General features: G+C 38.8%; 13 protein-coding genes and 1 tRNA gene. 6 read left to right on the top strand and 8 right to left on the bottom strand.

Annotated elements, in window-relative coordinates:
* The first annotated feature begins 103 nt into the window (after nucleotides 1–103).
* Nucleotides 104–1,135, top strand: a complete 1,032-nt coding sequence (locus tag B2107_RS00730) for a fatty acid desaturase (protein WP_293952204.1) — start codon at nucleotides 104–106, stop codon at nucleotides 1,133–1,135.
* A 154-nt stretch (nucleotides 1,136–1,289) separates the two neighbouring features.
* Here B2107_RS00730 and B2107_RS00725 read toward each other — a convergent pair whose 3' ends face one another.
* From B2107_RS00725 to B2107_RS00710, 4 genes are all read right to left on the bottom strand, one after another.
* Entirely contained in the window at nucleotides 1,290–2,024 is a 735-nt protein-coding gene (locus tag B2107_RS00725; RefSeq protein ID WP_293952202.1) for an SDR family NAD(P)-dependent oxidoreductase, read from the bottom strand.
* 237 nt (nucleotides 2,025–2,261) lie between these two features.
* Entirely contained in the window at nucleotides 2,262–5,075 is a 2,814-nt protein-coding gene (locus tag B2107_RS00720) for a PAS domain S-box protein (protein WP_293952200.1), read from the bottom strand.
* A gap of 392 nt (nucleotides 5,076–5,467) precedes the next feature.
* Nucleotides 5,468–6,304: an anti-sigma factor gene (locus B2107_RS00715; protein ID WP_293952198.1), complete on the bottom strand. Its 837-nt coding sequence runs from the start codon at nucleotides 6,302–6,304 to the stop codon at nucleotides 5,468–5,470.
* Between the two features lie 2 nt (nucleotides 6,305–6,306).
* Complete coding sequence (locus B2107_RS00710) at nucleotides 6,307–6,873, bottom strand: RNA polymerase sigma factor (RefSeq protein WP_293952196.1); 567 nt, start codon at nucleotides 6,871–6,873, stop codon at nucleotides 6,307–6,309.
* A gap of 385 nt (nucleotides 6,874–7,258) precedes the next feature.
* Here B2107_RS00710 and B2107_RS00705 point away from each other — a divergent pair.
* Nucleotides 7,259–7,340 (top strand) — tRNA-Leu (locus tag B2107_RS00705).
* A 62-nt stretch (nucleotides 7,341–7,402) separates the two neighbouring features.
* On the opposite strand, the gene B2107_RS00700 is transcribed toward B2107_RS00705, so the two are convergent.
* The gene (locus tag B2107_RS00700; protein ID WP_293952194.1) at nucleotides 7,403–7,786 is read right to left on the bottom strand and encodes a hypothetical protein; all 384 of its coding nucleotides are present in this window, start codon (nucleotides 7,784–7,786) and stop codon (nucleotides 7,403–7,405) included.
* 94 nt (nucleotides 7,787–7,880) lie between these two features.
* Nucleotides 7,881–8,849 carry an ROK family protein gene (locus B2107_RS00695; protein WP_293952192.1) on the bottom strand — a complete coding sequence of 323 codons (969 nt, stop codon included), beginning with the start codon at nucleotides 8,847–8,849 and terminating at the stop codon, nucleotides 7,881–7,883.
* Nucleotides 8,850–9,260: 411 nt separating this feature from the next.
* Here B2107_RS00695 and B2107_RS00690 point away from each other — a divergent pair, with 411 nt between their 5' ends.
* The 3 genes from B2107_RS00690 (at nucleotide 9,261) to B2107_RS00680 (ending at nucleotide 13,554) form a co-directional block, all read left to right on the top strand.
* Complete coding sequence (locus B2107_RS00690) at nucleotides 9,261–11,300, top strand: M13 family metallopeptidase (RefSeq protein ID WP_293952190.1); 2,040 nt, start codon at nucleotides 9,261–9,263, stop codon at nucleotides 11,298–11,300.
* A gap of 182 nt (nucleotides 11,301–11,482) precedes the next feature.
* Nucleotides 11,483–13,294, top strand: a complete 1,812-nt coding sequence (locus B2107_RS00685) for a glycoside hydrolase family 2 protein (protein WP_293952188.1) — start codon at nucleotides 11,483–11,485, stop codon at nucleotides 13,292–13,294.
* A gap of 83 nt (nucleotides 13,295–13,377) precedes the next feature.
* Nucleotides 13,378–13,554 carry a DUF6496 domain-containing protein gene (locus tag B2107_RS00680; protein WP_209577976.1) on the top strand — a complete coding sequence of 59 codons (177 nt, stop codon included), beginning with the start codon at nucleotides 13,378–13,380 and terminating at the stop codon, nucleotides 13,552–13,554.
* A 52-nt stretch (nucleotides 13,555–13,606) separates the two neighbouring features.
* Here the strand turns inward: B2107_RS00680 and B2107_RS00675 are convergent, their stop codons facing one another.
* Nucleotides 13,607–14,014, bottom strand: coding sequence for a hypothetical protein (locus B2107_RS00675; RefSeq protein WP_293952186.1), 408 nt, complete (start codon nucleotides 14,012–14,014; stop codon nucleotides 13,607–13,609).
* A gap of 112 nt (nucleotides 14,015–14,126) precedes the next feature.
* Nucleotides 14,127–14,861, bottom strand: coding sequence for a YoaK family protein (locus B2107_RS00670; RefSeq protein ID WP_293952185.1), 735 nt, complete (start codon nucleotides 14,859–14,861; stop codon nucleotides 14,127–14,129).
* Nucleotides 14,862–15,220: 359 nt separating this feature from the next.
* Between B2107_RS00670 and B2107_RS00665 the strand changes: the two genes are divergently transcribed.
* Nucleotides 15,221–15,643, top strand: a complete 423-nt coding sequence (locus tag B2107_RS00665) for a hypothetical protein (protein ID WP_293952183.1) — start codon at nucleotides 15,221–15,223, stop codon at nucleotides 15,641–15,643.
* Nucleotides 15,644–15,716 lie beyond the last annotated feature (73 nt).

Raw genomic sequence — 15,716 nt, 5'->3', positions numbered from 1 at the left:
CGCCAAAATACATCTTAAGGATATGTTAAACTTTTAAGATTAACACTTTTTAACCTTGTAATATGGTAACTTTAACAAAAATTAGAATTTACATCAACCACAAATGCCCTTTTTAGACCACGTTCTGCAAGTTCCTACCTACGGATGGAAAGACACCGATGGAAACCTCGTAAAGCCGACCAAAAGAGAAATATTCAAAGAATTCTTCAAACGTCTCAATATTTTTAAGGATAAGCGAAATTGGCTACCCTTTTTTAGCTGGTTAAAGGTAGCCTGCCTAATTCCCTTTTTTATCCTCTTTTTGGTGTACCACTTCAGTTGGTGGACAGTATTGGCAGCCTTCCTCTATAGTATGATTGTTATGGGAACCCATGGCACGATATGGCATCATCGATTTGCCACACATGGTGCATTTAAATTCCGTAACGGTTTCTGGCGCTTCGTCACACAAAATCTGACTATCAATGTCATTCCCGAAGAAATATATGTGATTTCGCATCATGTGCATCATGCCAAATCGGATAAACCCGGTGATCCTTACAATGCGCAAGCTGGTTTTCTATACTGTTTCTTAGCCGATGTAAATCATCAGCCTATTGCTAAGGACCTGACGGAAAATTCATATAACCGGGTCAAATTACTTATGCGACACACAGGTGTTACAGCCAATAGCTATGCACAATATAAAAAGTGGGGATCTTATGTCAATCCCTCGCACGCCGTGTGGTCGTGGATCCTTAATTGGGCCTTTTGGTATGCCATATTTTATCTGATTGGTGGTCATGCCCTTGCTTGCACACTCTTTGGGGCGGCTGGCTTCTGGGCTGTCGGGGTCCGAACCTTCAACTATGAAGGTCATGCAAAAGGCGAAGACAAACAACGGGAAGGCGTCGATTTTAATGAGAAGGACAAATCCATAAATCAATTATGGCCTGGCATTGTAGCAGGTGAATGGCACAATAACCATCATTTATACCCCAAGAGTGCACGTAGTGGTTTCAAACCCTACCAAATAGACCTTGCGTGGTGTTATATTAAAATAATGCATAAACTAGGAGCAGTTAGCAGCTATCGGGATGACAAAAAAAGATTTAATGAGCAATACCGCCTCCCTTACCTACAATCAAAAGAATAATATTCACATTTGGTGGTAACCGCATTCACAGCGATTATGTCGCCGACGAGATTATGCCGATCGTAGCTGATACGCGCTGTGAATTGCTTATTATTCTACCCTGCTAGCTATTCGGCCCTATAAAGAAGCTTATAGGTACCGAAAGATTTATAAACTATTTTTCTATGTAATAAAGATCCGAAAACATTTTTGACAATTTCTCAGGATCTTCCCTCCATGCAGCATACATACCTTGCCCCATATCATCCGGAACGATGTCTAGTTTTCCGGCGGATACATAGTCCAATATTTTCACCGCTGTTGTATCCGGATCTGGCATCTCCCAATCGCTTCCTTTGTTCATATCCGTGTCAATAGCCCCAGGGTTTACGGCATACACGGTTACACCATCTTTAGCCAATTCGATGCGTACGGATAGTGTAGCCGAATAAAGCGCTGCTTTTGAGGCCGCATAGCCAGCAATTGAGGGTAACGGAGAATATGCCGCAATAGAAACAATATTGATCATTATAGAAGGTCTATTCTTAACAAGAATTGGAGCAAATGCACGCATCATTTTTATTGTCCCAAAATAATTCACGGCTAAATCGTTCTCCATGCCCAACAGTTCTCCTTGTAACATGTTTCCCGGATTTAAGGTGCCCGCGTTGTTGATCAGAATTTCTGTATCGAAAGCAGTATTTGCAATCTCCGCTATCTGTTCATCGTCCGTTATGTCTAGTTGTAAGGGGACTATTCGCTCATCATCGAATAATGGCATCGATTTCAAATTTCTACAGGTGGCATATATCTTTATTGCTCCCAAATTAAGCAGTGCGCTCACCAGTGATTTACCTATTCCTCTATTGGCTCCTGTAACCAGGATGGTTTTATCTTTAAAAACTTGCATAATGTTATAGTTATTAGTTCCCACAAAACTATATTAAAAGAAAACCTTAAAAAATCCGAAACTTGCGATAATTGCTGTCCTCTTGATTTATGGAAGACTATAAATTATATCGTTGAAAATCAATAGCTCGTATTGATATTTCATTGTGGTTAATGACTAGCTTGAGTACCAAAGCAGCTATTGGATAATACAACACGCAAAGACATTCAATAGTGCTAAACAAACAGTCGGTTATTACTAGGCAATATACTTTTTTACTAACGCTGCATAAAGGGCTTGCTGCGTCACAGGTTTGACTAACCAACAAGTTATGGCAAGAGGCTGACAAAGCTGAGCTATATTGTGCCGGTCAGCACTAAAAATAGGAATAATATGCTGCTCAAAATTGCTATCGTATTGTTTTTCGCGAATATGCTGTATGGTTTCAATACCACTCATAATAGGCAATTGGTTATCAATCAAAATCGAATCAAAACGGCGTCCCCCTTTCAACATTTGTACTACTTCAAATCCAGTTTTTGCTTGGGTTACATTAATATTTTTTAAAGACAGCATTCGAGCCAAAAGATTTCGTTCAGACTCTTCTTCAGCAACAATGAGCACGTCCTTTATTTTGCCCAATCCTTCCAAATCATCTGTTTCCCAAATAGCAGCAACCTGAAGATGGAAAAAGAAGCGGCTTCCTGCGTCAAAAATGCTTTCAACTTTCAATTCACTGTCCATCATATGAAGCAATTTATTCGATATTGTCAGTCCCAAACCAGTCCCGCCATACCGTTTAGTCATCGAGTTATCTTCTTGTGAAAAAGCTTCAAATATCTTTTCTAATTTTTCTTGTTTGATACCTATACCTGTATCTTTTACGCTAAAACACAACACAGCTTGATGAGGACCTTCCGATTCGACTGAAATGCTGAGTTCAATGGTGCCCTTCTCCGTAAATTTAGTCGCGTTACTCAGCAAATTCATTAATACTTGCTTGATACGCAGCGCATCAACCCAGATGTATTTTGGTACATTGGGAGCGATATTCAAATAAAACTCCAGTTTTTTGGCTTTGAGCTGTATATTAAGAAAGTTTGTCAATTGAATAACCAATTCATAAAGATCGGTCTGTTCAACATCCAGTTCCAATTTACCTGCTTCGATTTTAGAAAAGTCTAGAATATCAGTGACAATTCCAAGCAATAAATTGGCAGATTGATCAACGATAGTGAGGTACTCCCTTTGAGTATCCTCAAGTGCGGTTCCGAGCAATAAATCGGTAAAGCCAACAATTCCGTTTAGAGGCGTACGAAGTTCATGGCTCATGTTCGTCAAAAATTGGGTTTTTGCTACACTTGCCTGCTCCGCCACTATTTTAGCCTTTTCAAGCTCCTCACGCTGATAGACGATTCTGCTGATATCTGTTGCGATAGCAAGGTAACCAATGACATCTTCATTTATATCGCGTATATGAGTAACTGCTAACGAAACATGTAATCTACTTCCATTTTTTCTACAATAGGTCCACTCTCGTTGTTCTGCGCCGTGTAAGTCAGCGATATCCGAAAAAATACGATATTCATCCAGTAGCCGCCCCAATTCAACCTCCATTTCTTTAGCCCTCAAAACGAGTTCTTCTTTCAAATGAAAATGTGCTAGACCTAATCTTCCAATGACTTCTTCACTGCTGTATTCCAAAAGATTTTCGGCTCCTGTATTAAATAATGTAATTACACCATTTTTATCGGTTGCAATAATTGCGACCGCGGAGGTTGCATCCAACACTTCTGTAAGCATTTTTTTGGAATGCGAGGACTCGGCTTCGATGCGTTTACGTTTGTCAATATCCTGAAAAGTACCGTATAAACGAACGCAATGTCCATTCTCAAAATCGGCATTTCCCAACGCGCGTATCCAAAGGATGTGCCCCGTGAATGTGACAATTTCGAGTTCCAAATCCCAAGGCTCTCCTGTCTTGAGTGCATGTTCAATTGCAAGGCTTATTTTATTTCTAGATTCCCCTTCTTTATAAAAGTTCAGTGCAGTTGTTAAGTTTGGTTCATATGCATCAGGTACTTCATGAATTTCTCTGGTAATTTCCGACCATACAATCTTCCCATCAGTAGGTGTATATTCCCAACCACCAATCCTAGCCACCCTACCCGTTCGCATTAAAGTTGCCTGCGCATGTTTAAGTTTCTTTTCCAGAAAATGCTGCTCAGTAATATCCACGGCATTTCCAATCACATAAGGTACTTTGTTCGTACTGTTTTGTAGAATATTGTTAAACATCCAAACACGCATCTCGCCCGAACGTGTGATGGTACGCATTTCCCCTTTGATAATTCCTCGTTGTACAATTGCGTGTAGGTATTCTTGTAAATTTTGATGTCCCTCGGGGGGAACAATATCAAAAAGGGATCGTGACTGAATCTCCTCTTTTGTATAACCCAGAATTCTGGCCCCAGCATCATTCACGGTTATGAAATTACCATTCAGATCGTGTGTACACATCAGTCCTTGAGAGTTTTCGAAAAATGCTTTCAGCTTCTGTTCACTTTCTTTATACTTCTCTTTTTCTTTTCTATTGACGATCAGTGTGACGACTTCATCTCGCAGAAGTCTTAAAATTTCCTTTTGATATTGATCGAGCTGCCTCGGAACACGATCGATAACACACAGTGTACCTAGTGCATACCCATTGGGATCAATGAGTGGCAAGCCTGCGTAAAAACGAATATGGGGTGCTAAAGTCACCAATTCATTGGATTTGAAACGCTCGTCTTTTTCGGCATCTTCCACTTCCATTAACTGATCTTCGTGAAGTGTGTACTGGCAAAACGATACTTCTCTTTTTGTTTCTTCAGTATCTAACCCTACGCGCGATTTAAACCATTGCTTATCTTTATCAACAAATGAAATTAGAGAAATTGGCGTACCACATACAAGCGATGCAATTTTAGTGATGCGGTCAAACTCTTCCTCTCTTGCTGTATTTAGAATTTCGTATTCGTGCAAAACACGTATCCGATCTGATTCATTTGCTGGCGATAATTTAGCATTCATTTAAAAACCCGTATTGGTTATCAATTATTTCTTCTACGTATTTATAGGTACTAAGGTATAGCTTGGTTCAATTATCCCCTTTCCGCCCGCATAGATAGATTTAAATTTAGTGTACTTTGCTCTATACAAAAAGGCAGACCAACAGAGAGAATAGCATTGTAAATATAAAGATGAACATCTCTACTTTAAAAAAGTTTTTATTTTAAAAAACTAAGCATCGAAAATTATTAGCATACTAAATGTAAACTAACTTCTGCATTGAATTTATCAAAATTTATCAACTGACATTTAATAATACTGTGCCCATAGAAGTGGGCATTCAATCAAAAGAAGCTTAGATTTTGGGAAGCATTAATAGTGGTATGGCAATAAGTTATTGCGCAGGATTATTCTTATATACTACCCATCACATATAATGCACTGAGTGTGGGCACATCTTTTCCACCTTCATCCTCGAGTGTAATAGCAAACGCCTGCGCTTTAGCAATGTCCAGCATCCTACTTGCGATATCTGTCTTTACGTCGAGTGGGAAAACTCCTGCACTAACGGGTTTACCATCAACCATTGCCCACAATTGATATTGCTTTCCTTTGGGTGCCGGGGGCAGATGTTCAATGCTCAGATAGACTGTCTTTGATGACTGATCCCAAAATACCAAGGCGCGATAATCCAGTTTATTCTCTACTCCCTTAAGAGGGATTGTCTTAATCGTAGGATTTTCAACAAGTGTCCATTTATCCTGCAATATCGCGAGCTTTTCCTGTTGGGCATCAAATAAGATCGCTGTCTGATTCAATTTATTGACTGACTCTTGTTCACGTTGATATAAGTATATATTTGTACCGATACTAACAGCCGCCAATAGGCTCGCTGCAATGGCCCACGCGTAAGATCGTTTAACAAATGCTTTCCTATTTGAATTCATAACAACCACTTCATGAGGGTCGGCCGAAGAATCCGATTGTATTTCGCTAACTTCCCCACCTTCGCTTGGTATCAGATTCTCCGCAACGAGCTTATTCCAAATATTTTGTTTCAACTGCATAGGCATTTCAATCGATTGGTTATCGGCCAGCTCTTCGAGTGCTATCTCTGCTTCCGCGATGGCCTGTTCCACTTCGATATTATTTTTTCGAATACAGTTTAAGATACTCACTTCCTCTTCGGATGCGAGCCCCAAAACGTACGATTCAATAATCCCCGATGATATGTATGCTTTAATATCCAAAATTAACGGTACTCTTTTAATAGTTGTTGTAACTGTATAAATGCTGCCCTGGTACGGGTTTTTACCGTCCCAAGCGGAACATCAAGTTGTTCGGCTATCTCTTGTTGTGTATAACCTTCATAGTAAGCCATTTCAATCAAGATACGCCATTCAGGCTTTAATTTATCTAAAATAGTGCTGAAACCAATAAAATCTGACTTTATATGTAATCCACCCTGACTTTGATCCTGTTCTTCTTCCCTATTTACGATATTTGAAAGCGGTTGGTTTTTCTGCTCGTTAACAATTGCTTTTGATTTTCGATGATCGAGTGCTGTGTTACGGGCGATGTTAATCATCCAGGTATAAAGACGGCCTTTCGACTCATCAAAGACATCGATATACCGCCAAATTTTGACGAAGACGTCTTGTATTACTTCTTCTGCATGCTCATTTGAAATAACGATACGGCAAACCACCCCAAAGAGTGCATCGGCATAGTGATCATAAAGATAACTAAAAGCCTGTTGATTCTTCTTTTTTAATAAAAGAATTAATGTCTCTTCAGAAAGATTGTGTAATGGACTCAAATTTTATGCTTATAACAGACTAAAGATGATCATTAAAAATTACATAAAGAAAGAGCTAAAATAAAATAAGTTAAAGTTCCTGAAAAACGAGTAAAAATACGTATCATGCTACTTAGAAGACTATGGTTACATGAATGGCTTTATGATGACCACAATTTTTTAAACGTTTCTTATCCTATAAAATTTTCATCGAGCAGCAGTATTTTAATAGAGAAATGGCTTGAAAAGGTTACTTAAAAACTAGAGGATAAAAAAAATATAAGCATTGTGGTGAAAAATATTGTGTTCATAAACAGGATGATCCGTATTTAAAGCACAGAATATATCTTCCATACTTGCAATATCATACTTTCGTTTCTATATTTGTCCTATAAGAAATCCTAATGCGGAAGTGGCGTAATTGGTAGCCGCACCAGACTTAGGATCTGGCGCCGCGAGGCGTGGGGGTTCGAGTCCCTTCTTCCGCACAAAAAAAATCCCGAACGTTACTTTCGGGATTTTTTTTAGAATGTCCTCTTTGCTCCATCAATTAAGCAGACCAATCGAATGGTTTTGTACAAGGATCGCATTCAAATTTTAAAACCTTCCCTAAACTTTTCGCTTTTTTACCTTTTTTTACAAATACATAAGCCAAATCCACATCTTCTTCTACTTCCATCCCGCTTTCATCTCGGCCTTTTACGATAACAGAATAATATTTTCCATCGGAATCTTTCTTATAATAAACTTCATTTACCGATATTTTTTGAGGAATTTGGTTGTCGCAGCAGCTGCACCACAAAATAATAATAGGCTCTTTCTTTAGGTAAACAACAGCTGCTTCGGCCTGCTTCTGTGTAAGGGCCTGCAGTTGGTCTGCTTTCGAAAATAAAGCTGCGCATAGCAACAGGGAAAGAAATACGATCTTTTTCATATAATTTGTGAGTTTAAATCAATCTATCCGCAAAGACTATGCCTTTAGCCCGCATAAAGATAATTGTAGTCTATGATGCAAGTGATAGAAATGCTTATTTTTCCCAAACCAATGCACTTGCCCCTAGAATTGCTGCATCGGCTTCTTCCAATTCACTAAAGACAAGTTTCACTTTATTCCTAAACAATGGGAAAAGATTTCTTTCCATATGCAATTTAGCGGGTTTCAATATAAAATCTCCGGCTTTAATGACACCGCCAAATAAAAGAATTGCTTCAGGAGATGAAAACATGACAAAATTAGCCAAGGCCTCACCAAGCTTCTGCCCCGTATATCGGAATACTTCAATGGCTATTGCGTCTCCTTTCATTGCACATTCATGGACAGTTTTGGAATTTATAGCATCTTCAGGATATTGATTTAACATCGATTCGGGAAATTCAGCCCGCATTTTCTTTGCCGTGATCGTTATTCCCGTAGCGGAAGCATACGCTTCTAAACTCCCTTCAGAACCTGTGCTCCAATGTTTCCTCCCTCCGGGTTTCACGATCGTGTGACCTAACTCCCCCGCAAATCCGTCGTGACCATAAATAAGCTTTCCTCCAGCCACGATACCACTACCGACACCCGTCCCCAAGGTAATCATAATAAAATCTTTCATTCCTCGGGCTGCACCAAAAAGCATCTCACCATAAGCCGCGGCATTCGCATCGTTGGTGATGGTACAAGGAATACTAAACTTGGTAGTCATTAAATCGCTGAAATGAATAACGCCCTTCCACGGAAGATTGGGCGCATGATCTATTGTTCCAGTATAATAATTGGCATCTGGGGCGCCAACTCCAATTCCATCGAAACTGTCTTTGCCACCAAAATTTTCAATTAAAGGAAGTGCCTTTTCATACAGCGCATCAATAAACTCTTCTACTGTCTCATAATCATCTGTTTTTATGCTCCCTTTTTCAAGCACTTCACCGCGATGATTGACCACGCCAAACTTCGTATTGGTCCCCCCAATATCTATTCCCAACGCCACGCGTCTTGATAAATTTATTAACGACATTTCTATTTATGTTTCTTAATTTAAAAAATTACTAAAATATAATATTTTATGAGCAGTCGACAAAATCTTCTTGACAATTAATTTTAATCTCTTGCCTTTTGGTTGTCAGACGAATCCGTTCAACGGTGAATGCACCAAACCTCGCTGCGCTATAAATTGGCATTAAAAAAAGGGCTTCTTATTGCCTTATGTTTTGTAAAATTAGCGATAATGATCAAATTTACTTGTTGCTGAATTAGAATTTACCGTCATTTGTGTCGTCGATTTTTTAGCTTAAAAAATCGCAGCTCATTATTAGTGATAGGATTGATACAGCTTCCATTATTCGAAGCAAATAATTTACCCTATTTTATTCGTATTTTGTGCGTATCTCCAGATTGAATTATTGAAATCATACAACGTTAAAAAACAATGAAAAAACTAACACTTGCCTTAATTTTCTTGGCTGGAATCTACACTCAGCATGCGGAAGCGCAAACAGGATATACAAATTCCGACAAAGGTCTTGATTTGAGCTTGATGGACAGATCCGTACGCCCACAAGATGACTTTTACAATTATGTGAGCGGGACCTGGATGAAAACTGCTAAAATCCCTTCCGACAAACCTACTTGGGGAAGCTTCAATAAATTGGCAGAAGATACGGACAACAATTCGATGAAAATTCTGAACTCTTTATTAAAAGATAAATTTCCGGAAGGCAGTGAGGGCCAAAAAATACAAGATTTGTATGCTTCCTATATGAACTTGCAGAAAAGAAATGCCGAAGGCATTAAGCCCATTCAGGCAAATTTAAGCAAAATCGACGCTATCAAAAATTTAAAAGATCTTCAAAATTATTTAATATCGGTAACAAAAGAAGGTGAAAACAACTTTTACGGTTGGGGCGTGTACGCTGACTTGAAAGATTCTAAAATGAATGCGGTCTATTTAGGCGATGCGACTTTAGGATTAGGAAGAGATTATTATCAAAAAGAGAATGAAAAAAATACAGAAGCTATTGCAGAATACCAAAAATATGTAGCTTCAATGTTGAAAGAATTGGGCTATAAAAATAGTGATGCTGCCGCAAAAGGAATCGTTGACTACGAAAAAAGTATCGCTAAAACCTACTTGACCAATGAACAGAGCCGAGATAATACGCTGCAGTACAACCCGCAGACTATGGATGAATTAACAGCATTGGTTAAAAATGTCAATCTACCTGAGTACCTTAAAAAAGTAGGTGTCAACACCCAAAAAGTAATTATTGGAGAGTTAGGTTATTACAAAAACTTCGACAAGTTGGTCAATGCTCAAAACCTTCCTATCATCAAAGATTACTTAAAATTCCATATGATCAATGGCAGTGCTTCTTATTTAAGTGAAAAATTAGGCGATATGCGCTTTGCTTTTTATGGCAAATATTTAAGAGGTCAACAAGAACAACGCGCATTAAATAAAAGAGGATTTGAACTGATCAATTCCACATTGGGTGAAGCTTTTGGAAAACTCTATGTGGAAAAATATTTTCCAGCAGAAGCTAAAGCGCAAATGGTCGAATTGATCGACTACCTAAAGAAAAGCTTTGCTGTGCATATCAACGATTTGACTTGGATGTCTTCCGTCACAAAAGGCAAAGCGCTTGACAAACTCAACAAATTTACCGTAAAAGTCGCCTATCCGGACAAGTGGAAAGATTATTCGAAATTAAATATTCTATCCGAAAACAAAGGCGGTAATCTGTATACTAACCTTCAACATATCACCACTTGGCGATATGAAAAAGATCTGGCTAAAATTGGAAAAGCGGTCGATAAATCGGAATGGGGCATGACTCCACAAACCGTAAATGCCTACTACAATCCGGTGAACAACGAGATTGTGTTTCCGGCAGCTATTCTGCAACCTCCATTTTTCAACGCACAAGCTGATGCCGCGGTCAATTTCGGTGGTATAGGCGCTGTGATTGGCCATGAAATGAGCCATGGATTTGACGATTCGGGAGCGCAATTTGATGCGGACGGAAACTTGGTCGACTGGTGGACACCAGAAGATAAAGCAAATTTCGAAAAAGCAACAAAAACACTGGCCGCCCAATACGATAAATATGAACCTGTGAAAGGTACGTTCGTTAACGGAACGTTTACAAACGGCGAAAATATTGCAGATTTAGGCGGGGTCAACATCGCCTATGATGCCCTTCAAATGTATTTAAAGGATAAGGGAAATCCAGGCGAAATAAGTGGATATACGCAAGATCAGCGATTTTTCCTCAGTTGGGCAACTGTATGGAGAACCTTATCCAGTGAAAAATACATGATCAACCAAGTTAAGACTGATCCACACTCCCCTGGATATTTCAGAAGTTTTGCTCCACTGATCAACGTGGATGCTTTTTACAAAGCATTTGACATTAAACAGGGCGACAAACTATACAAGTCTCCAGAAGAAAGAATCAAAATCTGGTAATCATACTTCTACAGGAGCAGTCTTTAGGCTGCTCCTTTACATTTCTGCTTAAACTCCCCACCATTTCTTTAAAATCACAACCACACCAACGCTTAACGATTGGCTAGTAACATTTCTTTTATAATGCACTAAATCATTTTAGTATACTTATATTCACTATACAATTACCAATTAAGTGTACCATGATAAAAACCCAAACCTCAATTTTTGCGCTCGTATTATCGTTCTTCAGTTGGATGAATGCCTTGGCACAAGATCCCCTGCTTTCTACTCCATGGACCGAAACAGCCAAAAAAACACAAATTCCACTTTCCGAATATCCACGTCCTCAAATGGAAAGGAACGAATGGCTATGTCTAAATGGTAAATGGGATTATATCGGTGGGAAAAATGCTCCAAATGCGCTGAACCCTGTGATGCCGATTTCTTTTGATAAGAGTCGGGAAAGTATTCTTGTCCCCTATTGCCCAGAATCCTATTTATCAGGAATACAGCGCAAACAAGAAATCAACCTCTGGTACCATAGGAACTTCGAACTACCTAAACATTGGAAAGGGAAAGATATTATCCTTCACTTTGGCGCAGTGGATCACGATGCGACCGTATTTGTAAATGGAAAAAAGGCGGGTAACCATTCTGGCGGTTACGATTCCTTTTGGATCAATATCACTGAGTTTCTAAAGTCTGGCACCAATAATATTGTCGTAGCTGCGCATGATAAGAATGACGGTAAGTATCCTTCAGGCAAAAATGGACCTCGCGGTGACTATACATTTTCCTCTGGAATATGGCAAACGGTATGGATAGAGCCAGTAAATAAAAGCTATATACAGGGAATCAAATTGTTGCCTAAAGTAGCCGAAAGTCAGCTAAAACTACAGGTCAATACTTCCCAAAAGTCAAAAGTTACAGCCATCGTTTCAGTAGGCGGGAAAGAAATTTCAAAAACGGTACTACAAACCGGCGTTGCGTATAATATTCCTATCGATAATCCTCAACTTTGGTCTCCTGACTCTCCCTTTTTATACGATTTAAAATTAAGTATCCACGGGGAGAACGGAGAAATTGTCGATGAAGTGAAGAGCTATTTTGGCATGCGTGATATTAAACTTGGTCAGGTAAACGGAATTGTAAGGCCTTTATTGAATAACAAATTTGTTATGCAGCTCGGTTTGTTAGATCAGGGATACTGGCCTGACGGAATACTAACAGCTCCTACCGAAGAGGCCCTTAAATATGATATCGAATTCACAAAGAAAGCTGGGTATAATCTCATTCGTAAACACATGAAAACTGAGCCTCAGCGTTTCTATTACTGGGCAGATAAAATGGGGCTGCTGGTGTGGCAGGATATGCCCTGCCTCTGGTATCCGGAAGAAGATACAACAATTTATCGAAAAGCTTTCCGTGACGAGTACAAAGCTATTATTGACGACCACTACAATTCGCCATCCATCATTGCTTGGGTTCCGTTTAACGAGAATTGGGGTGCATTCGATGTACGCAATATTACAGCGTGGACCAAACAATACGACCCTTCGCGATTAGTAAACGGGAACTCCGGATTTAATAACAATCCGTCCTATCAGAAAGCGTATGGCGACCCCGGAAATGGTGATTTTGTGGATACGCACATCTACGTTGGTCCTCAAGGAGCTTCACAACCTGACGATAAAAGAGCCGCCTCGCTTGGAGAATTTGGTGGTGTAGGTCTATTTGTCCGCGGTCATATGTGGCCTGTCGAAAATAATGCTTATGCCTACGAGCCCACGATCGGTGCACTTACCGACCGCTATATATTCCTCATGGATAATGTCGAGCAACTGCTCCGATACAAAGGTCTTAGTGTCGCAATTTATACGCAAACTACCGATGTGGAACACGAAGTCAATGGACTGTTGACTTATGACCGTAAAATACAAAAAATGGACCTCGAAAAAATTAAAGTAGCAAACAAAGCCGTGATTAACGTTGGAAATGAATTGAATGAATAGGGTTCAAAAATGTTCAAACCATTGGAATTAAACCGCTGTTCTTCTTGTAGTAAGTGTTCAATGATCATTAAAAAAACACGATTATGGCAAAATATTCAGAAAAAGCATCCGAAAAAGTTGAAAAGACAATGCATGAAATGAAGGAAGGAAAATTGAAATCCGGCAGCGGAAAAAAAGTAACTTCCAAAAAACAGGCTGTTGCTATTGGCTTATCCGAAGCCCGAAAGGAAGGTGCCAAAGTTCCTAAAAAGAAATCCTAGCATTTATACTGCTAGGATTTCTTTTAATCAAATTAAGCTTTCTACAAAAAAGCTACAGTAGCGATTTTTTCTCTTCTTTATGATCATAAGGATCGGACAAAACATTTTGACTATCCTCAACATTTATAAAATTTTGATTGACATCGACTGGTGTATAAATATGAATACTGTTTCCATTTCTCTTTTTGAGATAGTATTGAATCTTTGTCGTGTCTATATTTGTTACATCGGAAGCTGTCCAAATCATTTTACGGCCTGTACCGTCAATAGTTATTACCGTGTCATTACCACGTGCGATAATGCGCTCTAGCCCTAATTCACCTTTTCGATCACCTTCTCTTGTCAGCAAATGTGTATTTCCATCTTTATCAATCATTCTGATCGGTTGATTATTATGACATCCAACCAAAAAGAGGAAATTAAATAGAAGAAATGGAAGGGCCGTTAGTCTTATTTTCATATCAATTGCTATATTACTCAATATCGTTAACGACGAGGCACAAAGATTCTGCCAAAGTACAAATGGCTCAAAAGATAATTTCTTGATCGCAAAAAACTTCAATTAACCGATGCTATTCATCGTGTCTTAAACTTCGTTTCAGATGATAAAACTGAAGCAGGATATGATCGTACCACAAAGCAAACAAAAGCATTACTGCGGGTAGTAATAATGTTTTCAATTTAAAAAATTGAAACATAAAACCTCCGAGTATCCCTCCGATGAAAAAACCTGCAATAATCATTAGTTTAAGAAAAATACTTTTGTGTAGTTTCACTCGTTCACCAACTTCGCTATAAAACAACAACTGTGAAATTTCGATCCCCAAATCAGTAAACAATCCGGTCAAATGTGTCGTTCTGACAACGGACTTGGAGACTTTTGTTACTAATGCATTTTGAAGTCCCATCGCAAAAAGCAGGGCGAATGAAATTAACGTTACAAACGGTGGTTCTATTCGGATGAAAAGTGGGAGAAGCCCTGCAGAAATCAAAATAATAGATTCTATACAAATTGGGATGATATAGGCATTATGGGATTTCTTTTTTGAGGCCAATTCAATAATGAAACCTGAAACAGAAGCTCCTAATAAAAAGAAGCCGATATACCATAGATAAATCAAGGCCATTTTATAATTTGTCAAAATCAACTGCTCAGAAAAAAAAGCAAAGTGCCCCGTGACATTTGTGGTCAACGTGTTAAGTGAAAGAACTCCCGTAATATTAACCAGCCCCGCAACACAGGATAAAATTGAGGCTAACTTCAAATTGTGGATGTAATTCCTTCCTCTTCCTTGGTGTCTAAACATTTGAACTAAACTTTATATCCTACATTATTCCACATTTCACCCAGATGCTTATGATTGAGATTGACAAAACGCTGTCCGTCATGCGCATTCACCAAAAGCTCATCATGTTATTATCCTAGACAACAGGTGATAAAACGAGTCAAAAATACGAATACATTAGTTCATATCGAAAGGATTAAGATCATATAAAAGGCGTCAGATTTTATAGCAATCAACAAATCAGCTGTTTCGGAAATAAGGCATTTTAAACGCGTTAACATACAATTTAAACATTTTGTAACAATTCACTTAAACTTTAAAATTTGTAGCCCAAAACCGCTTGTATCATTTTTAAAGTTTAATTACATTTGCTCACAGCGATGCAAGGAAAATTCCATCAATATGTGTGCAGCGTATTTTACGCAATACTTATCAGTTTTGGCTGGTATGCTATTTCCACACCAAAATATTCACCTGACTTCCACCTGCATGCGGCCAATCACCACAGTCATCAGGTAGAAAGCAAAGGTTATGGAACCAAAGTCATTCGCAAAACTAAACGTCATCGGCACGAAAAATTAAGAGCTTACTTTTCAGAAAATGAAAATGAAAACGATGACACAGGAAATGATTCCAATAGCCCAAATTTATTCGCACTTACAGGAGACAGTTTTGGCAATATAATAAACGGTTTCCTCCCCCAATTTCACAATACGCTCACCGCGGTTTCGCTAGCAAATACAACACCTCTTACTCTCCGCAAAAACGCACTATATATCCAATACAGTGTTTTCAGGCTGTGATTTTTTAATACTTTCTTAGAAAACATCAAAATAGCTTTCAAAATCAATTGAAAGCATGTTACACTATTGTTCA

Source organism: Sphingobacterium sp. UBA7855 (assembly GCA_002500745.1).
In the GTDB taxonomy this organism is placed as follows: domain Bacteria; phylum Bacteroidota; class Bacteroidia; order Sphingobacteriales; family Sphingobacteriaceae; genus Sphingobacterium.
Note: the sequence above shows the minus strand (reverse complement) of the source record. Positions and strands in the feature narration are given on the sequence as shown.

Excerpts from the sequence above, each read along its gene's own strand:
- B2107_RS00730 (WP_293952204.1), top strand. The coding sequence starts at position 104 with ATGCCCTTTTTAGACCACGTTCTGCAAGTTCCTACCTACGGATGGAAA.
- B2107_RS00725 (WP_293952202.1), bottom strand. The coding sequence starts at position 2,024 with ATGCAAGTTTTTAAAGATAAAACCATCCTGGTTACAGGAGCCAATAGA.
- B2107_RS00720 (WP_293952200.1), bottom strand. The coding sequence starts at position 5,075 with ATGAATGCTAAATTATCGCCAGCAAATGAATCAGATCGGATACGTGTT.
- B2107_RS00700 (WP_293952194.1), bottom strand. The coding sequence starts at position 7,786 with ATGAAAAAGATCGTATTTCTTTCCCTGTTGCTATGCGCAGCTTTATTT.
- B2107_RS00695 (WP_293952192.1), bottom strand. The coding sequence starts at position 8,849 with ATGTCGTTAATAAATTTATCAAGACGCGTGGCGTTGGGAATAGATATT.
- B2107_RS00690 (WP_293952190.1), top strand. The coding sequence starts at position 9,261 with ATGAAAAAACTAACACTTGCCTTAATTTTCTTGGCTGGAATCTACACT.
- B2107_RS00685 (WP_293952188.1), top strand. The coding sequence starts at position 11,483 with ATGATAAAAACCCAAACCTCAATTTTTGCGCTCGTATTATCGTTCTTC.
- B2107_RS00680 (WP_209577976.1), top strand. The coding sequence starts at position 13,378 with ATGGCAAAATATTCAGAAAAAGCATCCGAAAAAGTTGAAAAGACAATG.
- B2107_RS00675 (WP_293952186.1), bottom strand. The coding sequence starts at position 14,014 with ATGAAAATAAGACTAACGGCCCTTCCATTTCTTCTATTTAATTTCCTC.
- B2107_RS00670 (WP_293952185.1), bottom strand. The coding sequence starts at position 14,861 with ATGTTTAGACACCAAGGAAGAGGAAGGAATTACATCCACAATTTGAAG.
- B2107_RS00665 (WP_293952183.1), top strand. The coding sequence starts at position 15,221 with ATGCAAGGAAAATTCCATCAATATGTGTGCAGCGTATTTTACGCAATA.